Annotated in this window: 21 protein-coding genes and 1 tRNA gene; 15 read left to right on the forward strand and 7 right to left on the reverse strand. The window is 62.0% G+C overall.

Annotation, left to right across the window (positions count from 1 at the left end; genetic code table 11):
• Window positions 1–208 (forward strand): transposase (locus tag BI327_RS36045; RefSeq protein WP_143271759.1); only part of this gene is annotated, 208 nt, incomplete at its 5' end.
• Window positions 209–532: 324 nt separating this feature from the next.
• Here BI327_RS36045 and BI327_RS36050 read toward each other — a convergent pair.
• Both BI327_RS36050 and BI327_RS36055 read right to left on the reverse strand, forming a co-directional pair.
• On the reverse strand, window positions 533–1333 hold the full coding sequence (locus BI327_RS36050) for a DUF2927 domain-containing protein (protein ID WP_076866131.1): 801 nt from the start codon (window positions 1331–1333) through the stop codon (window positions 533–535).
• Window positions 1334–1426: 93 nt separating this feature from the next.
• Window positions 1427–2008, reverse strand: coding sequence for a L,D-transpeptidase (locus tag BI327_RS36055; RefSeq protein WP_076866370.1), 582 nt, complete (start codon window positions 2006–2008; stop codon window positions 1427–1429).
• A 225-nt stretch (window positions 2009–2233) separates the two neighbouring features.
• Between BI327_RS36055 and BI327_RS36060 the strand changes: the two genes are divergently transcribed.
• Window positions 2234–3781, forward strand: a complete 1548-nt coding sequence (locus tag BI327_RS36060; protein WP_076866132.1) for an acetolactate synthase large subunit — start codon at window positions 2234–2236, stop codon at window positions 3779–3781.
• Window positions 3782–3845: 64 nt separating this feature from the next.
• Window positions 3846–4382 (forward strand): hypothetical protein, encoded by a 537-nt coding sequence (locus BI327_RS36065; RefSeq protein ID WP_076866133.1) that lies wholly within the window; start codon window positions 3846–3848, stop codon window positions 4380–4382.
• 363 nt (window positions 4383–4745) lie between these two features.
• Here the strand turns inward: BI327_RS36065 and BI327_RS36070 are convergent, their stop codons facing one another.
• Window positions 4746–4970 (reverse strand): hypothetical protein, encoded by a 225-nt coding sequence (locus BI327_RS36070; protein ID WP_076866134.1) that lies wholly within the window; start codon window positions 4968–4970, stop codon window positions 4746–4748.
• A 182-nt stretch (window positions 4971–5152) separates the two neighbouring features.
• On the opposite strand from BI327_RS36070, the gene BI327_RS42525 reads away from it, so the two are divergent.
• Entirely contained in the window at window positions 5153–5293 is a 141-nt protein-coding gene (locus BI327_RS42525; RefSeq protein WP_159450519.1) for a hypothetical protein, read from the forward strand.
• 69 nt (window positions 5294–5362) lie between these two features.
• Here BI327_RS42525 and BI327_RS36075 read toward each other — a convergent pair whose 3' ends face one another.
• The gene (locus BI327_RS36075; protein WP_076866135.1) at window positions 5363–5734 is read right to left on the reverse strand and encodes a DUF4118 domain-containing protein; all 372 of its coding nucleotides are present in this window, start codon (window positions 5732–5734) and stop codon (window positions 5363–5365) included.
• A gap of 179 nt (window positions 5735–5913) precedes the next feature.
• On the opposite strand from BI327_RS36075, the gene BI327_RS36080 reads away from it, so the two are divergent.
• Together BI327_RS36080 and BI327_RS36085 are read left to right on the forward strand one after the other, a co-directional pair.
• A complete protein-coding gene (locus BI327_RS36080; protein ID WP_076866136.1) occupies window positions 5914–6237 on the forward strand; it encodes a hypothetical protein in 324 nt (107 codons plus the stop codon).
• A 512-nt stretch (window positions 6238–6749) separates the two neighbouring features.
• Window positions 6750–8081 (forward strand): tyrosine-type recombinase/integrase, encoded by a 1332-nt coding sequence (locus BI327_RS36085; RefSeq protein ID WP_076866137.1) that lies wholly within the window; start codon window positions 6750–6752, stop codon window positions 8079–8081.
• Here BI327_RS36085 and BI327_RS36090 read toward each other — a convergent pair.
• A complete protein-coding gene (locus BI327_RS36090; protein WP_076866138.1) occupies window positions 8026–8394 on the reverse strand; it encodes a hypothetical protein in 369 nt (122 codons plus the stop codon). The genes BI327_RS36085 and BI327_RS36090 overlap by 56 nt on opposite strands.
• Before the next feature lie 460 nt (window positions 8395–8854).
• Here BI327_RS36090 and BI327_RS36100 point away from each other — a divergent pair, with 460 nt between their 5' ends.
• From BI327_RS36100 to BI327_RS36130, 8 genes are all read left to right on the forward strand, one after another.
• A complete protein-coding gene (locus BI327_RS36100) occupies window positions 8855–9154 on the forward strand; it encodes a DUF6538 domain-containing protein (protein ID WP_076866140.1) in 300 nt (99 codons plus the stop codon).
• Window positions 9124–9597, forward strand: a complete 474-nt coding sequence (locus BI327_RS36105; RefSeq protein ID WP_076866141.1) for a hypothetical protein — start codon at window positions 9124–9126, stop codon at window positions 9595–9597. The genes BI327_RS36100 and BI327_RS36105 overlap by 31 nt, the downstream gene beginning before the upstream one ends.
• Window positions 9594–10727: a hypothetical protein gene (locus BI327_RS42070; protein ID WP_143271760.1), complete on the forward strand. Its 1134-nt coding sequence runs from the start codon at window positions 9594–9596 to the stop codon at window positions 10725–10727. The genes BI327_RS36105 and BI327_RS42070 overlap by 4 nt, the downstream gene beginning before the upstream one ends.
• 19 nt (window positions 10728–10746) lie before the next feature.
• Window positions 10747–10878 carry a hypothetical protein gene (locus BI327_RS43625; RefSeq protein ID WP_283807833.1) on the forward strand — a complete coding sequence of 44 codons (132 nt, stop codon included), beginning with the start codon at window positions 10747–10749 and terminating at the stop codon, window positions 10876–10878.
• Window positions 10875–11663, forward strand: a complete 789-nt coding sequence (locus BI327_RS36115) for a hypothetical protein (RefSeq protein WP_076866143.1) — start codon at window positions 10875–10877, stop codon at window positions 11661–11663. Before BI327_RS43625 ends, BI327_RS36115 begins: the two co-directional genes overlap by 4 nt.
• Window positions 11660–11908: a hypothetical protein gene (locus BI327_RS36120; RefSeq protein WP_076866144.1), complete on the forward strand. Its 249-nt coding sequence runs from the start codon at window positions 11660–11662 to the stop codon at window positions 11906–11908. Before BI327_RS36115 ends, BI327_RS36120 begins: the two co-directional genes overlap by 4 nt.
• A 113-nt stretch (window positions 11909–12021) precedes the next feature.
• Window positions 12022–12234, forward strand: a complete 213-nt coding sequence (locus BI327_RS36125) for a hypothetical protein (protein WP_076866145.1) — start codon at window positions 12022–12024, stop codon at window positions 12232–12234.
• A gap of 76 nt (window positions 12235–12310) precedes the next feature.
• Window positions 12311–12574, forward strand: coding sequence for a hypothetical protein (locus tag BI327_RS36130; protein WP_076866146.1), 264 nt, complete (start codon window positions 12311–12313; stop codon window positions 12572–12574).
• Between the two features lie 9 nt (window positions 12575–12583).
• Here BI327_RS36130 and BI327_RS36135 read toward each other — a convergent pair whose 3' ends face one another.
• Window positions 12584–14008, reverse strand: coding sequence for a deoxyribonuclease II family protein (locus tag BI327_RS36135; RefSeq protein WP_159450520.1), 1425 nt, complete (start codon window positions 14006–14008; stop codon window positions 12584–12586).
• A 223-nt stretch (window positions 14009–14231) separates the two neighbouring features.
• On the opposite strand from BI327_RS36135, the gene BI327_RS36140 reads away from it, so the two are divergent.
• Window positions 14232–14306: transfer RNA gene (locus BI327_RS36140), tRNA-Asn, on the forward strand.
• Here the strand turns inward: BI327_RS36140 and BI327_RS36145 are convergent.
• Window positions 14285–16195 carry an SIR2 family protein gene (locus BI327_RS36145; RefSeq protein ID WP_076866148.1) on the reverse strand — a complete coding sequence of 637 codons (1911 nt, stop codon included), beginning with the start codon at window positions 16193–16195 and terminating at the stop codon, window positions 14285–14287. The two genes, BI327_RS36140 and BI327_RS36145, sit on opposite strands and share 22 nt — an antisense overlap.
• Between the last annotated feature and the right edge of the window lie 152 nt (window positions 16196–16347).

Genomic DNA, 16347 nt, shown 5'->3' on the forward strand with positions numbered 1-16347 from the left:
AACGCGGTTATCTCGCATCGACGCGCCCAACGCGGTTATCTCGCATCGACGCGCCCCGATCGAGCCGTTGTTTGCATTGCTCAAGCGCGTCTATGGCCTCGCGCGCGCCCGCTATCGGGGCCTGACGCGCAATGCGGCAGCCTTCCAACTCGCAGCGATCGCGATCAATCTCCAGCGATGGGCGAGGACGCCACTCCACGTCGTCTAACCAAACCAGCCATCATGGCTCACCAACCCGAGCCACCCAACCGACCCACACCAATACCCCCAAGCTCCCGCCGATGCGATCGACTTTCGCAAAGCCCTCGCTTTCGCGGGGGATGACACCGCGTGTTGATGTCTTGAATCGAGAGCCATCCTCATCGTCGTCCCTGCGAAGGCAGGGACCCATAACCACGAATGGTGATTGTTGCGCGAAGCTGGAACGACGAGTCCCTCCAACAACACCTGCCGCGGCGTATGGGTCCTGGCTTTCGCCAGGACGACGGCGGTGTATGTCGCGAGTACGCGCACGATCGCCGCGCCGCCATCCTCACTCCAGATGGTTCACCTTCGCCACCCAGGTGCGGACGTCGGTGAGCACGGCGGGCAGTACGGCCTTGACCTCCTGCACGTTCATGCCGGGCTTGATGCGGGGGTCGTAGAGCAGGTTGAGCAGATATTGATCGTAGACGTCGAAATAGCCCATCGAGACGCTGTCGTTGAACATGGTCCACGGCACGGTCGCGGTGTCGTTGATCGGGCCGAGCGACTGCAACAGCTCCTCATAGGCGCAGTCGAGGAAGACGAAATCGCCATTGTCGACGGTGAGGATCACGTCGGAATGCTCGATCTCGTAGTTCTCGTTCTTGCGGAAGCCGGACAGGCATTGCGGGTCGAGCGAGGAGCGGATTTCCTTGGCGCGCTCCTGGCCGTAGAAGGTTGCGATCGTGCGGTACAGCTCGCGGTCGCGCACCAGCTTGACCACGACATTGGCCGCATCGTTGCTGTCGGTCATGGCGATGTCGAGATGCTGCACCTTGCCGCGGATGTCGGCGACGACCTTGGCGAGCTGAGCCTTGCGGTCGGCGCGGCTGCCGTCGGCGAATACGCGCACCGGGCTGTCGTATTTGCGGATGCGATCGACGCGCCCGGCGAGATGATATTCGGCGCCGAACGCGGTCTTCAGGAAACCCTCGACGATCTCGGCGTCGGTGAAGACCTTCTTCTCGTTGCGCTGGCGCGCCGCGATCGCTGGCACCTCGGTGGCGGCCGCGGGCACGGTGGTGTCAACGAGGCACGCGGTAAGCGCTGCGGCGAAAAAGATTGGGATCGAGGAACGGGGCTGGGACATCGTGACAACGCTGCCGCAACCTTTGCGGCAACGCAAGGCGTCATCAGTCGTTGTGCTGGAAAGCAGCGCCTGGTTCCGGCGATATCGACGCGATCAGTTCTTCACCACCACCGTGGTGCCGACCGAGACCCGATCATAGAGATCCTGGACGTCCTCGTTGGTCATGCGGAAGCAGCCCGACGAGACCGCCTGGCCGATCGTCTCCGGCTCGTTCGAGCCGTGGATCCGGTAGAGCGTCGAACCGAGATACATCGCACGCGCGCCGAGCGGGTTCTCGATGCCGCCGTTCATGTGGCGCGGCAGATCGGGGCGGCGGCGCAGCATCTGCGAGGGCGGCGTCCAGGACGGCCATTCCTTCTTCGCGGAGATGCGGTGGACACCGCTCCAGCGGAAGCCGTCACGGCCGACGCCGATGCCGTAGCGCAGCGCCATGCCGTTGCCCTGCACGAGATAGAGCCGGCGCTCGGCCGTGTTCACCACGATGGTGCCGGGAGCGTAGTTGGTCGGGTAGCTGACGGTGGTGCGCGGGATCGGGCTTGCGCCGCCGCTTCCGCTGCCGCCGAAGAAGGGCGCGTTGTCACCGTTGTAGCCCCGGGAGTCGAAGAACTGGGCCTGGGCCTGGCCGGCAGCTGCCAGGATCGTGAGCGCGGCAAACATCAAGGCAATCGGGCGCATCGTCGTCGTCCTCGCGAACAATCAAATATGTGCTCAGAGAGGCCACAATTGCCGGCGTTTCGCAAGCGACGAAGCGGTGACTTTAGGCACTTTCCGGCAACACGGTTTAAAAAGGCAACAGACCGCACGCGATACCTGCATTGTCCGGTCAAGCCTTTGACGAAGCGGATGAACAATGGTTGATCTGGAGCGACCTCAAGAACACCGCGAAACGGGAGCGAGATCATGAATGGTGCGGAAAGCCTGGTGCGGACATTGGTCGCAGGCGGCGTGGATGTCTGTTTTACCAATCCGGGCACCTCGGAGATGCATTTCGTCGCGGCGCTGGACAAGGTCCCGGGCATGCGCTGCGTGCTCGGCCTGTTCGAGGGCGTCGTCACCGGCGCGGCCGACGGCTATTTCCGCATGAAGGGAACGCCGGCCTCGACGCTGCTGCATCTCGGGCCGGGCCTCGCCAACGGCCTTGCCAATCTGCACAACGCCAAGAAGGCCCATTCCGGCATCGTCAACATCGTCGGCCAGCACGCGACCTACCACATCGGCTACAACGCGCCGCTGACGTCAGACATCGAGGGCCTGGCGCGGCCGATGTCGTCCTGGGTGCGCACCTCGCCGGATGCCAAGTCGGTCGCAGCCGACGGCGCGGCCGCGATCGCCGCGGCCAAGAGCGCGCCACCGCAGATTGCAACCCTGATCCTGCCGGCGGATACCGCCTGGAACGAGGCCGACGGCGTCGCCGAGGCGCCTGTCGACACCCAGCGCCCGAGCTACTCGCCGCAGGCGGTCGACACCGCGGCGAAGATCCTGCACGGCGATGCCGCGCACACGCTGCTGCTGGTCACCGGCAGCGCGCTGACCGCGCAGGGGCTGGCGCTCGCCGAGCGCATCGCCGGCAAGACCGGCTGCACCGTGATGGGCCAGACCTATCACCCGCGCATGGCGCGCGGCCGAGGCCGCTTCTCGGTGAACCGGATTCCCTATGTGATCGAGCAGGCGCTGCCGATCCTGAAGAATTTCCGTCACATCGTGCTGGTCGAGGCCAACGATCCGGTGGCGTTCTTCGCCTATCCGAACAAGCCGAGCATGCTGAAGGCGGAAGGCTGCGAGGTGCATCGCATGACTGCCTGGGGCGAGAATTCGGTCGCAGCCCTCGAGGCGCTCGCCACTGCGCTGCATGCGACGGCGCAGGACGTCAAGCCGCAGCAGCACCCGGAACTGGTCAAGCCGACCGGCGCGCTCAACCATGCGACGATCGCACAGGCGATCGCGTGCGCGATCCCGGAGAATGCCATCATGGTGGACGAGTCCGTCACCACCGGCCGCGGCTTCTTTCCGCCGACCGCGGGCGCCGCGCCGCATGACTGGTTGCAGAACATGGGCGGCTCGATCGGCTTCTCGACGCCGGTCGCGACCGGTGCGGCGATCGCCTGTCCGGACCGCAAGGTGATCTGCATGGTCGGCGACGGCAGCGCGATGTACACGATCCAGTCGCTGTGGACGCAGGCGCGCGAAGGCCTCAATGTCGTGACCATCGTGTTCGCCAACCGGATCTACCAGATCCTGCGTGGCGAGTTCGACGGCGTCGGCGCCGGCGAGCCGGGCAAGCGGGCGCAGGACATGCTGAAGATCGACCGGCCGACGCTCGACTTCGTCGCGCTCGCGAAGGGTATGGGCGTGCCGGGCAGGGCGGTGACCACGGCCGACGAGTTCAACAAGGCGCTGGCGGAAGCGGTTGCCGAGCCGGGACCGCGGCTGATCGAAGTGCAGATGTAGCAGCCCCAACTAGAGCGCAGTTTGAAATGGCCGCGGCGACGGCCCAGTCCAGTCGGAGGCGCCAATGCAGACCGAGCTGAACAAGGTGATCGCCGCCGTCGAGGAATTCTATGCGCAGGAGATGTTCCTGCTGGAGCGCGATCTCGGCGAGCGAACGCTTACTCACCGGCTGGCCGTCTATGTCGAGCGGCAATTCTCCGGCTGGCAGATCGATTGCAATTACGATCGGCTCGGTGAACGCACGCTGCGGCTGCCGCGCGGTTCGACGGTCTCGACCGACGACCATCTCGGCAAGTCGATCTATCCCGATATCGTCGTGCATCAGCGCGACATCCCGAACAATCTGCTGGCGATCGAACTACGCAAGGAGAGCAATCACCAGCCGCTCGAGCACGATCAGCGCAAGCTGCTGGGGTTGACCGATCCGAACGTCTGGTTTGCCTATGCGATGGGCGTTCTCCTGATCGTCGGACCGAACGGCGTGAGCTTGTCCGAGGTCTATGCCGGCGGCGCCGTCGACGGTGCTGTGTCACGCTGGTTCGCTGAGCGGTTGGAAGAGAGCGGGCTCGCGGGCAGGCGCAACGATGGCGCGCAGCATTAAGTCTATTGCGAGGAATCTTTCTCCGCATCGCAGTGATAGCCCGTTTGGATCATGCGTGACCCCTGCGTGCGCGTCACAACAGAAGGCGCGGGAGGTGGAGCAATTACTGGAGCTGGTGGTCAAATTTCAGAACGATCCGATGGCGGTGCGGATTATCGGCTCTGCGCCTCTTTCGCTCCCCCTCCCGCACTCGAATTCGCTACCTCGAGCCTCACGACCGCAAGCGATCGGCACACTTGATTGCGACGTGACGCGCGGAGGCAGCATCCGCACCGAGACAGCAAAAAGGCCGCCCGCGGGCGGCCTTTTCCGTGATCGCCAGGTTGGATCACCAAGCTGATCACCAAGCGCGATTGTTTCTGTTTATTGCTTGGCCGCATCGTCCCCGGTCGCGGCGGCGCCGGTCTTGGCCTTCGATTTCTTTGCGGCCTTCTTCGCCTTCTTCGGCGCCATCTTGGTCGCCTCGCCCTTGGCCGCCGTGTCACCGCTTTGCGCTGCGGGGGCCGGGCTGCTGCCCGCCTTGTCCTGTGCGAGGGCGGCGGACGAGACGAAGGCAAGCGCCGTGGCGGCGAGGATCAGTGTTCGCATCGGATGGTTCTCCCAAGTTGGTTTCCGGCGCCCCTCAACGGGACAGAATGTCGCAGGGTTCCGCGGCTCCGATCAGCAGTCCGTGAGCTGTGCGTGAACGGCGTGGTCCATCGCGAAGGGGGCGGAACCGGGAACCGCGCGCCGCGTTATGTGGCTGGGCAGGAGTTCCGAGGAGAGACGCCATGCGCTGGCGATCAGTGACGGAAACCACCAACACGGTGCTCGACACCGCTCCCGAGGACACGTTCTACGCGGTGGGCTGGACCGTCAGCGGCGTTGCAACGCTGGCGACCATCGTCGCGGTCTGGATGTTCGGGATCTGAGGACGGGACGATCCGTGCAGGCCACCGGCTTGCCACTGCCGGGGCGCGGCCGCGCCGTGTGACGGCCGCTTACTTCCGCAGGATGACCAGCGCTTCCCGGTAGAGCTGCGAGAAACAGACGAGCAGCGCGCTCGACAGCAGGAACATCGCAAGGCTGTCATAGTCGGCGGCCGTCGGCCAGGCGAATTCGAAATAGGGGGGCATGAACGCCCACCACACGATCGGAACGGTGATGATGGTGGCAAAGGCGCCGGCGGGTGCGCCGCCCATCAGGCCGGCGATCAGGATCGCCGGCACGAAGCCCGCGAAATAGAACTGCATGCCGAAGCTCGCGAACATCTCCTGCGTCGCGGTGGCCAGCACCACGGCAAGCAGGGCGACGACGAATGTCGACAATGACCAAGGCCTCAGCCTCAGAATGTAGTCATTGCTCTTGCGCATCGAGACTCCCCGGCCCCCGCGAGTTCCCGGAAGGTAGCCGAGGAGGCCTGCAAATAAAACCCCGTACGATTCCGTAGGGCAGGGTTGTGCTCGATACAGTGAAAAGGAACCGGCCCGGTCAAGCCGCCGCCGCATTGTCGCGCATATTGCATCGCGGCAGGGTGATTGGGGACAGCACAATGCTGGAAGTTCTGATTGTCGTTCTCGTCGCCGGGATCGGGTTCGTATCGGGGTACGGCGTCCGCGAGCTGATCTCGCGCCGCAAGCGGCGGTCATCTCCGCAGGTGCGCCGCTCGCGGCGTCAGGCGACGCCGGGGCACGATGAAGCCGCAGCCTTGCTCGCTGCGAATGACGACATTTCCGCCCGCGGCCGGCCTTGGCCGCCCGCCGCGCAACCCGTCACCCCACCCGATGAGCTCGACGGCGCCGTGCGCGACCTGCTCGGCGAACTCAGCCGCCGCACCGCCAACCCGTCATCGACGCCGCACCGCCGTCGGCAATGAGCCCGAACGGTTCGACAAACCAAGGTCAGCCGCGGCTCCTTTGCATGGGGTTGTTTTCGACATTTTTTATGCGGCGGTCCCGAACGGCACCCGGAATGTCGAACAATCGTCCGCACCCCGGCTACTCAGGATGGGGAATGGTGGACGCACAAGGGATCGAACCTTGGACCTCTCCCGTGTGAACCACAATCTGTAGGTCCGACTTGACCACGCCCGGCCACAGTTTCGTCTGAATAATTCATTTTATTACAGTGGCTTGTGTCTGATTTGGCCTCAGTGGGCCACAAGCGACCAAACTGCATTTTGTGTGCCCCTGTTGTGCCCACCACGGATTTTCCCGTGGGGCACACAATTCGTGGAAGGGTCTGTGCCTCCTTTGTTCTCGAAGGCACCGTCCTTCCATGCTCGTGTGCCCCGGGGCGGAAAAGCGAAGAAAATTCAATGCTGCTTTCCCGCCACTTGAATGATCCGGGCGCCCGCGGGGGCACACCGTGACGAGGAGCGTAGGGATCATGCCGGAGCCGAGCAACCAACTGACACTGACCGACGCGGTGATCCGCAGCGCCACGATGCCACCCGGCAAGGCGCAGCATTATCTCCACGACGATAAGCTGCCCGGCCTCGCGCTGCGCATGCGCGCTACCGGCGGCCGGACCTGGGTTTACCTCTTCACCAAGCCGGGAGTGAGAGGGACCCAGCGCAAGACGCTCGGCCCATGGCCCAAGTATAATGAGAAGGTTGCGCGCAAGGCCGCCACTATTGCCGCTGGCGAGGTGTTCAAGGGCACGGACCCTAATGACGCGAAACGCGAGGCGAGGCGGCAACAGGCGGCCGAAAAGCAGCGCACCACGCTGGCGGACCTCATTGTCGAAAATGGTCCCTACCAGGCGTCGTTAACCGGGCGGCAGGTCGTCAACTGGAAGCCAGCCATGTCGGCGTTGCGGCGCGGGCTCAAGGAGCACACTAAGAACGGTGTGGGGGACCTTACTCGGCGGCAAATCATGGCCGCGGTTGAGAAGGTTACCAATACCGGTAAGCGTGGCGCGGCCAAGGACTTGCGTAAGCACACCCACACGTTCCTCGAATGGTGCGTCAGCGAGGGCTATGTCGACCACAATGTGCTCGCAGGCTATCGCGAGCCCAAGGAAACCCGCGCGCAAAGGGTCGGACGCCGAACGAAGGGCCGTGCACTTACCGATGACGAAATCATTAAGGTCTGGCATGCATCCGGCAAGCTCGGCACCTTTGGGCTTCTGGTGAGGACGTGCCTGCTCGGTGGCCCGCGCCGGAGTGAGCCGACCATGATCGAATGGCAAAAGCACGTCATGGACGATCGCATCACCTTCGATGCGGCTTGGACCAAGATGGGCTTGCACCACGATGTGCCGCGCACTCACCTTATTGATGAGGTGCTCGCGGCCGCGAAGCATTTCCAGCGCGCCACGTCCGATTATGTCTTCCCGTCACCAAAGACCGGTGGCCAGATGTCGGGCTTTACCAAGATGGTCAACCGGCTGGTCAAGGAAGCGGGTGTTGCCAAGTTCACCATGCATGACTTGAGGCGCAGTCTGCGTACCATCATGTCACGCTGCGGCTACGACAACGAGATCCAGCGATTGTGTGTCGGGCAAAAGCCCGGCGGTATCGATCAAGTCTACAATCACGACGAACAGTGGATCATTCGCAAAATGGCGTTCGAAGCAGCTCATGATTATGTCGCGGAGTTGGTTGGCGCGATCAGGGTCGGCAAGGTCGTGCGCCTGCAGCGGACGAATCCGCTCGACCCGATCAAGGCAGAACTGCTCGGCCGTCTCCGTGAACATTATGCGGCTGAGACGGCTTAGCGGCCTTGTCGCATCTGGCCAGATAATCGCGGACCGCGTCGACACGATAGAGTGGGCGGCCGTCGACGTAGCGCCATTTCAGCGGGTGGTTCGGATCGCGTCGCCACTGTTCCAGCGCCCCGGGTGTGCGCCGGATGACCGCGGCCGTTTCCAATGCCGTCAAATTGGAGCCTCCTGGCAGCGTATCGATATCGAACGTCGCGGGCGGCGGCATGCCACGGTTCTTGCGGCGGCGCTTCGTGGTCAGCGGCATTTTCAGATTACCCAGCGACTCTAATGCCTCGATCCGGCCCTTTTCGTCCTTGCCACCCATGCCTCCGCCCCGAACCGTGATCGGTCTACGGCAATAAGATCGTAGCCTTCTCAACGAAGAAAGAGAGCTAGAGCGCAGGTAGGGCTGCTGGGTAGCTGTGGCGTACGAATAGGACGAATCACTCCCCTTTGCCGAGAGCTTGAGGAGCAATTGTGAATCGTTGGGGGGCGATCGGCATCCCAGGCACATATATGCGATCCGCCACGGCGTAGCTCTTGAACACAGGAATCATATTCCTTAGTCCCGCTCTCAATCGGTAAAATTCGGCAAAGTAGTCGTGGTCGGTAACACACTGGGCCGCGAACTCGACCGTGACTTGGGTGAGAAATCCCTCCCTCTCCGCCAGCAGCTTCGAAAACCTCCGAAAATCCGCGACCCTTGATCTGAAGGGTTTTTTTGCGTCTGGTCCGGACGACAATCGGTACACAACGTCAGTACACGAAGGTCGATCGCGGCAGACATGGTTAGCGCAGCCTCAACACCCGAGCGGGATCCGGACAGCGGAATCTATCAGTTCCGCAAGCGCGTCCCGGAGCAGCTGAAAGCGATCGTCGGCAAGAGCGAGATCAAGTTCTCGCTGCAGACGCGCGATCCGGTTTCGGCCCGCATCCTCAATCTAGAAGCGACGGCTCGGCTCGAGCGCGAGTGGGCGCAACTCAAGGGCGTTGCCGTCGAAACGCCGGTCGCCATCCCGGTGTCGCCTGACTTCCTGCCGAGCGTCCGGTGTCTTTGCTCGCGCTCGTCGCGCCCCATGTGGTGACGTCCGCGAGGATGTCATCGGCCGTCCCGCCGCCGACGGTCAAGCGGTGGACGCCGGTGGTCGATCGCCTGATCGGCTTCCTCGGCCACGACGATGCGGCAGCGATTTCGCGCGCGGACATCGTCGCCTGGAAGGATTCGCTGATCGAGGCCGGAATGAAGACGGTGACGGTCCGCGACGTCTACAAGGCGGGTACGCGCCCGATCCTGCAGTACGCCGTCGACCAGGGAGATCTCGCCGAAAATCCCGCCGCCGGCGTCAAGGTCCGCAAGGCTCCCCAGCAGCGCGACAAGGGTTTTGACGGCAATGAGGCCGAGACCATCCTCTCGGCCACCAAGCTCAAGTTCTCCGACAAGATCAGCGTCGAGATGGCGGCCGCGCGCCGTTGGTCCCGTGGCTATGTACGTATTCGGGTGCCCGGGTCAACGAGATCACCTCGATGATCGGACGCGACATCGTCGTGCGCGACGGCATCGTCATGATGCGCATCCGCGCCGAGAACAACAAGACGCGCGAATTCCGCGAAGTGCCGCTGCACAGCCACATCATCGAGCAGGGCCTCCTCGACTACGTCAAGTCGCGCGGTACGCGGCCGCTGTTCTACGACCCCGCGCGCAGCCGCGGCGGCAAGGATTCCAATCCGCACCACAAGAAGGTCGGCGAGCGCCTGGCCAAGTGGGGTCCGCTCGCTCGGGATCGACGAGCGCGTCGCGCCCAACCACGGCTGGCGCCATCGTTTTTCGACGGTGTCCCGCTTCGTCGGGATGCCGGAGGACGTCCGCAACATCATCCAGGGGCACGCCGGGACGAAGGTCGCCGACAGCTACGGCGACACCTGGCCGCTGGTTGCGCTGCGCGAAATCGAGAAATTGCCGCGCTATGCGGTTTGAGGAGCAACACCATGACTAACGTCGTCTACGCCAAGTTCGCCGGCGCCGAGTTCGCCGCCACCAAGTCCGCCACCTACACCATGTCCATCGAGAACGACGCCGGCGAGGAGGAGATCGTCGCGCACGGCATTTCCGCTGGGACAGGCGCTCACGCGCGCGATCGAGCACGACGGCGCCGGCAAGGCGGTCCTCCACCAGCGGGACGTCGGACGAGGCCGCTGCTTCTCGATCGGACGGGAACTGGCCGACGACAGCGGCTTCGAATGCTTGAAGTTCGTCTTCGTGCGCTCGCCGCCCTTTTCCGAACACGACGAGGAGCGCGCGCGGCGCACGTTCGAACGGCTGCTGCTCGAGAACACGGGCGTCTTCTGGCGCGGGCGCGCCGAGACCGACGTCGAGTACGCCGGTCGGCATCCGTACGGCTAGGGGAAGGAGCGATGGAAAAGACCTACACGCTGCTGCTCGACCGCGGCAACCACGAGGAAGTGGTCGCGCGCGGCGTGAACATCCTCCGCGCGTTCATGATCGCGCTGGAACACGACGGGTGCCGCGACTCGCGCAATGGCTCGAAAGCGAAGCCGTGCCGAAGTCGAATCCTGGATCGAAATTCCGCTTCAGCTTTGGGACGAGAGGAAACTGTCGTTTCTGCTGGAATCGCTCGTCGATGGCTCCATCATCGATGAAGCGGCCATCGATCAATGCATGCGCCTCGATGCCCAGAAGGCCTTCGAGGATGCGGTCGATTGGGAATGGTTCGGCCGCAAGGAAGCGCAGCTTATCGCATGGAAGAAAACCGATCTCGCCCGCAAGGAAACGCCGAAGGTGACCATATGACCGACACTTACACCGCCTATATCCCCGTCGACGACGTCGAACGTGACGACCTCGTGATCGCCCGCGGGCTGTCCGCGGTGGAAGCCATGAAGATCGCTTTCGGGTACGACGATGCCTGGGAGACCCGCCTAGCCGAAGAGGATTACGGCTCCTTCGTCCACTATGTGTGGCAGGCGCATTCCAAAAAGGCGCAGCCTCTCGCACTTCCGTATTGGACCGAGCAGCTGCACGCGACCGTCCTGAAGTCGCAGCAGCCCGAACTGGATCGGATGCTCGGCATGGACATGATCGCCGCGCAATTCCTGCGCGTCTCGGGCCATTACTGGGAAGGCCGGGTCGCAAGCGACCAGGCCTTCGATAAGCGACTCGAGCGCGTCGCGGAAAGACGCGAAGTGCGTCGCATCGATCGCGAGATCGCGACCAAGCTCGTCGATGCGTTGCTGGCCGATGGTTACACCATCACCTGCGACCTCCAGGAGATCGAACCCGAATTCGTGCGATCCGACGATCGAAACGGGATTCTCGAGTACCTGTGGCAGATCGAGATCGCGGAGATGCACGTGCACAAGGGCAAGGAGCGCCGTTGGCTGCGGCTGATCTTCGACGAGAGCGGCTGGGACCTCGTCCAGGACTACTCGGTCGAACTCGAGCGGATCATCGATCCGATCTGCGAGCCCTATCTGCCTTGGAAACAGCCGAACGCCGCCGAGCTGGACCACGGCATCCGCATGCTGGTTCTGAATTCGCCCGACGACGTGCTCAAGATCGAGGGGATGCTGAAGTGAACGACGAGGATCGCGAGCTCGAGGAAATGTTCGTTGGGGAGATGACGGAAGGTTATCTCGACGGCCGCAAGGAGGATTCCCCCGAGCCGTCGGCCAACCGTTCGCAATCCTATCGCCATGGATTCGCGAACGGACGCGACGATCTTGCGAAGTCGCCGCGGCTGCCCGCCTTCGTTCTTCGTCTCTTGGCCGACCTAGCGATCAAGGAGGACGTGAGAAAGCTGTGTGCCGGCAGGCTGCACTAGCTCGCCGCGATGAAATCCGCGACCGGCATCCACCGATCCGGAGGACCCAACCGATCGCGCACGTAGGCTGAAACGCGATCGATATCGCATTTGATGAAAAAGGAGACAGTGACGTGACTAAGACGACGAAGAAGGCCAACACGAAGTCGACGAAGGCCGTCAGCAACGACAAGTCCGTCAAGAAGGCTGGTCGGAAGAGCTCCATGGCTCTCGGACGCGGCTGGCGCATCAGTCCGGACAGCGGCAAGACGGAGTTTGCCGCCACCCTGGTGGCGACCTACGATGTCGACGGCCAGCGTCTTGCGGTCTTTACCAGTCCTCGATAGTCCGGTCGATAACGCGATACTTGAGCCTGCACTCGGGCTTGCGACGTATCGGTCCGTGTGTCTATGCGGAGATAAGATGGGTATCTCGGTCGATCTCGAAGATAGCACTCTGATCCGCTCGGCCATCGATCGCGCTCGGCGCCAAACCACGGCCGAGCTGATCATCCGCTCGCTGCGGACGAAGTTCGATCAGGTCCCAGGCTATCTCCCGGTGCAGCTCGAGAAGCTGTCGATCGAAGAGCTTCGGGGGGCATTCGACCGTAGCACGACGGCGACTTCCCTGGACGACGTCTTGGCCATCGTCGCCGCGTGCTCGGATGGCGGTTCGAGGGTACGTTGAGCCGGATCGCTACCGTCGTCGCCTGCGGATCTTCTTGTGATGTACGGCCACGGGCTTGAGATGTTGGCTTTTGCTTTCGATTTGCGAGGCCGGTTGTACGAGCGTTCGGACCGGCGAAAAGCGGGCGGCGGAGACGAATGCCAGCTTGAGGGCCTCATCGACGTTCATCATGCCGCCGAGAGAGGTGGAGAGAGCTTTGTTTTCGACGACGAAGAACATGCCTCCCCGTGTGTTTTGCGAAACGTCGCAGGGTTCGGTAAGCGCCCCCTCCTGATTCAAATCACCGAAGACCGCATACTTGGCCGGCGTGGATACGCCGATCTTCGCGTGATTCCGGTCGGGGCTTGGGCCGCCCGTCAATCCGAAGACCTTCTTGAGCCACGTTCCGGTATCGGAGTTGGTGACCGCGCCGGAGGGGCCCAGCGTCGAGTCCCAACACTTGGGACGGCCTCCTTTGTAGTCGTCGATTTTGCCGTTGCCGATCAACCACGTCGCCACCGTCAAAGGCGTGCCGCCGAGGGTTGCCGAAACCATCTGCCACGGGGGCACGTGCAGGCTCGGAGGTTTTGCGATGATTTGAACGCCGGTTGACAGCTTCTCGTTCAGCAACGCGTCGTCATCCGACAGCTTTCCGAGTTCGGACACCAGCTTTTGGATGTCGCCGGGGCCGCCGTTTCTGATGATTTGAGATTGACTGCCAGGGTGGGCGCCGGCCTGAGTGACGACGCTGGCTCTTTGGAGCGCGCGCAGCACGGTCACGACGTCGGCCTTGTTCAAGCGGAGAGCGAAAAAATGCTGGCTGACCCACACGTTGTTCTGAGGTTTGCCGGTGTTGTCGGTGATGCACCCGAGAGTGTTACCGTTCTTCCTCGGGAAGTCGGAAGATCCTGAACCAGGCCAGTTCGGCGTCGACACCTGCATGACCAGCCCCTCGCCTTGGTCGTTCCAAGCCAAAACTCCTTTCGAGTGGCCCCACGGAGCGTTGCACGACGTCTTTCCTTTGCAAGCGGGCAGGTCCGGATCGTCGTAGAATTGGTCGTTCCAGATTACGTAGCTGTACTCGCCGTTGTAGATCTCATCGAAAGTGGCGCCGATCGGATCGTTCGTCGACTCGCCGAGACAGCCGTTGTCGTTGTGTAGGGTCGGATTTGCGCTACTGGCCGAAATCGACTGGAGGCCGAATCCTTTTGGATAATCCTGAACGTCCCCGCCGAATATGCACGCGCGCTTCGAGGTCGTTAGGCATCCCGGAAAGAACTTGGTGTTGAATTTGAAGACGAACCACCAATCGACGGGAGAGGCTCCCTTCTGCAACAGGGGCGCGGGGAGCGCTTGAGCGTATCCGGATCGCGCCGAAGCTACGAGCGAGATGGCCAAGACGACGAGCGACAAAAGGGAGCAAAGGAAATAGGGTCGATCAAATCGCTTTTTCACGGCGTGCCCCGTTGATGAAGATCCAAATGGTCGAGGTACGCAGTACACACGCAAAGCGTGCCGGCCGCAACTGCCTCCCGCGCTTGGCTTCGAACGGAGCGTCGGACCAACGCTCGGATGGTGCACGACCTTGGTTGTCTTTTCACCCCAGGGGATTTGATCGCCGGAAGGCGGCCTCCCGGTTGTTGAACAGCGAGAATGTTGCTTATATGCTCCCGACGATGCGCCTGTAGCTCGGTGGTAGAGCGGTCTCTGGTTAAGAGAACGGTCGGAAGTTCAAATCTTCTCGGGCGCGCCAGTCGGTTCTAGACGTGCTTTTTCCCAGGCGATGAAACCACTCAAACCCTTGTCGGACGTGCCGTGCGATATCACTTGCGCGAGCGCGCCGATCAAAATTGCATCTTCGTGGCTTTGAGAAACTGCTTGATTGACGGTTGGCGAAAGGTCCCAGTGGGGTGATCTTACACCGGCATCTATGAGCGCGCGCATGGATTTGAGATATGGCGAGCGGTTCTCCTTCCTGTCGTTGCAGAAGAGATAGAACGCTGCTTCCAGTCGGACTGCGTCGCTGGGCGCTTTTTTCAGAGCGGTGATTGCATAGTCCCGTGCTCGACCTTTGTCGTCGGTAAGAAACAACAACTGCGAGTAGTTCGCCAGCGTTCTGAAGCTGGCCGGGTTCATGGCGTGCGACCGCTCGTAGTATTCGAGCGCCTCTTCGAAGCGAGCCGACCCTTCGCTCCGCCAAAGGAAGTTCGCATAACTTGCCAACGTCTCCGAATTGCCCGGGTCGGCCTGCAGAGCTCGCTGAAAATAGTCTTCGGCAACGTTCGCATTCTGGTCGCGCGTCCAGGAAAAGCTCGCATACGAACCCAGGGCCAATGCGTTGTAGGGCTCGCTCGCGCATGCGCGCCTCAAGAGGGATCTGGAAAAGGCAAGTGGGTCGGGAAATTCCTTGGTGTTCGAGCTGGTGTCTAGAACGAAGCTTGCGTAATGGCACAAGCACTGCACGTTGTCAGGATCGACCGACAAGGCCGCCTCATATAGAGATTGGGCGCCTTCGTTGTCCTTCAGCCGGCGCTTCTGTTGGGCACAGAAGCCCAATAGCGTTGCATTTTTCGGGTTCAGCGACACGGCATCGTCTAGTGCCGCTATGATTGCCGCGCGATCGGAGCTCATCATTGCCCGGATACGACTAATGAAATCGTCCATGTTGAAACGCTTCGAAGTGCGTTTGATCTGGGCTTTGCGCTCGAGTTGCTCTCGGGACTCGTCATAATCTTCCAATAGATGCTTGAAGCGCTTGTTGCTGGGACGGGGGCCGCCGAAGTGCTGGCTTACGGCCAGCATCGCCAGATCGAAATCCCTATGCTGGACCCATACCGCCCCGCTTTTCTCCAGCCATCGGGCGAGACCTGCATCGGAGGGTGGATCCGTATTGACCCAAAAGACGCCGTAGGGGAGTGCTTCGGGCGGGAGCGACTGGAGCATGGAGGAAATGCTGCGGTCGCCGCCGCTGTAGCCCATGAACACCAGACCCCTGTTCATCAAGAGACTGGTAGCGGCAGAAGACATTCCCGCCGGCAGGACGCTCGTTTCCAGCTCGGTATGGCGAGGCTCCAAAAATGCGTCGCCATGCAATTTGAGGATGATGGCACGCTTGAGCTCGGGCAGGGCGAATCTGAAGAGGTCCTCGTGAGAAATCGTGAGCGGTCTCGATCCGTAAAACAGATGGAGGGCATCGTAGAGCAGGTCGTCGAAGTTGGTCGTTATCGCGACATTCGTGCGCGGGCCGAGCACTATGTCGGACATGAGGCCGGCAAGGGTGACATACCCGAATCCCGGATCCTTGTTCGAAACGAAGCGCTGAGCTTCCATTCGTCGCGAGGCCAGATTGGGAAATCTCTCTTGAATGACACGCCCGTAGAAGCGGCCTGCCACTTTGGCGTCGAAATCTGGATGGAGCTCGGAATACCACTTCTCGGCGTCGAGCGAAGTTCCTGTCTGATGACGTTTGAGCTCTCGAATCCATTGAAGCGTCAGGGTGCTAGCCGGAAGGACCCCGGAGCTCACCGAGCAACCCGCGCCTAGAAAGAACGCAAACGATTGCCCACGCTTGATCAGATCCGCCAACAGGGAAGCGAACGATTGCAGATCCTTCTTCTGAATGTCTGCAAACACCTGTGTCATCGCCGGCGAACTCCTATGGGATCGGAAGACGAGCGTACTACTAATCCGGAGCTTTTCTAGGTGCGGCGCGTGGGAACAGAGAATCCGAATCCTCGGGTCAGCGACTCCGGAATCCGGTCGAGTTGAAGGCGCGGCGAGGCGATTGGCCTCGC

Source organism: Bradyrhizobium mercantei, from assembly GCF_001982635.1.
Classification (GTDB): Bacteria; Pseudomonadota; Alphaproteobacteria; order Rhizobiales; family Xanthobacteraceae; genus Bradyrhizobium; species Bradyrhizobium mercantei.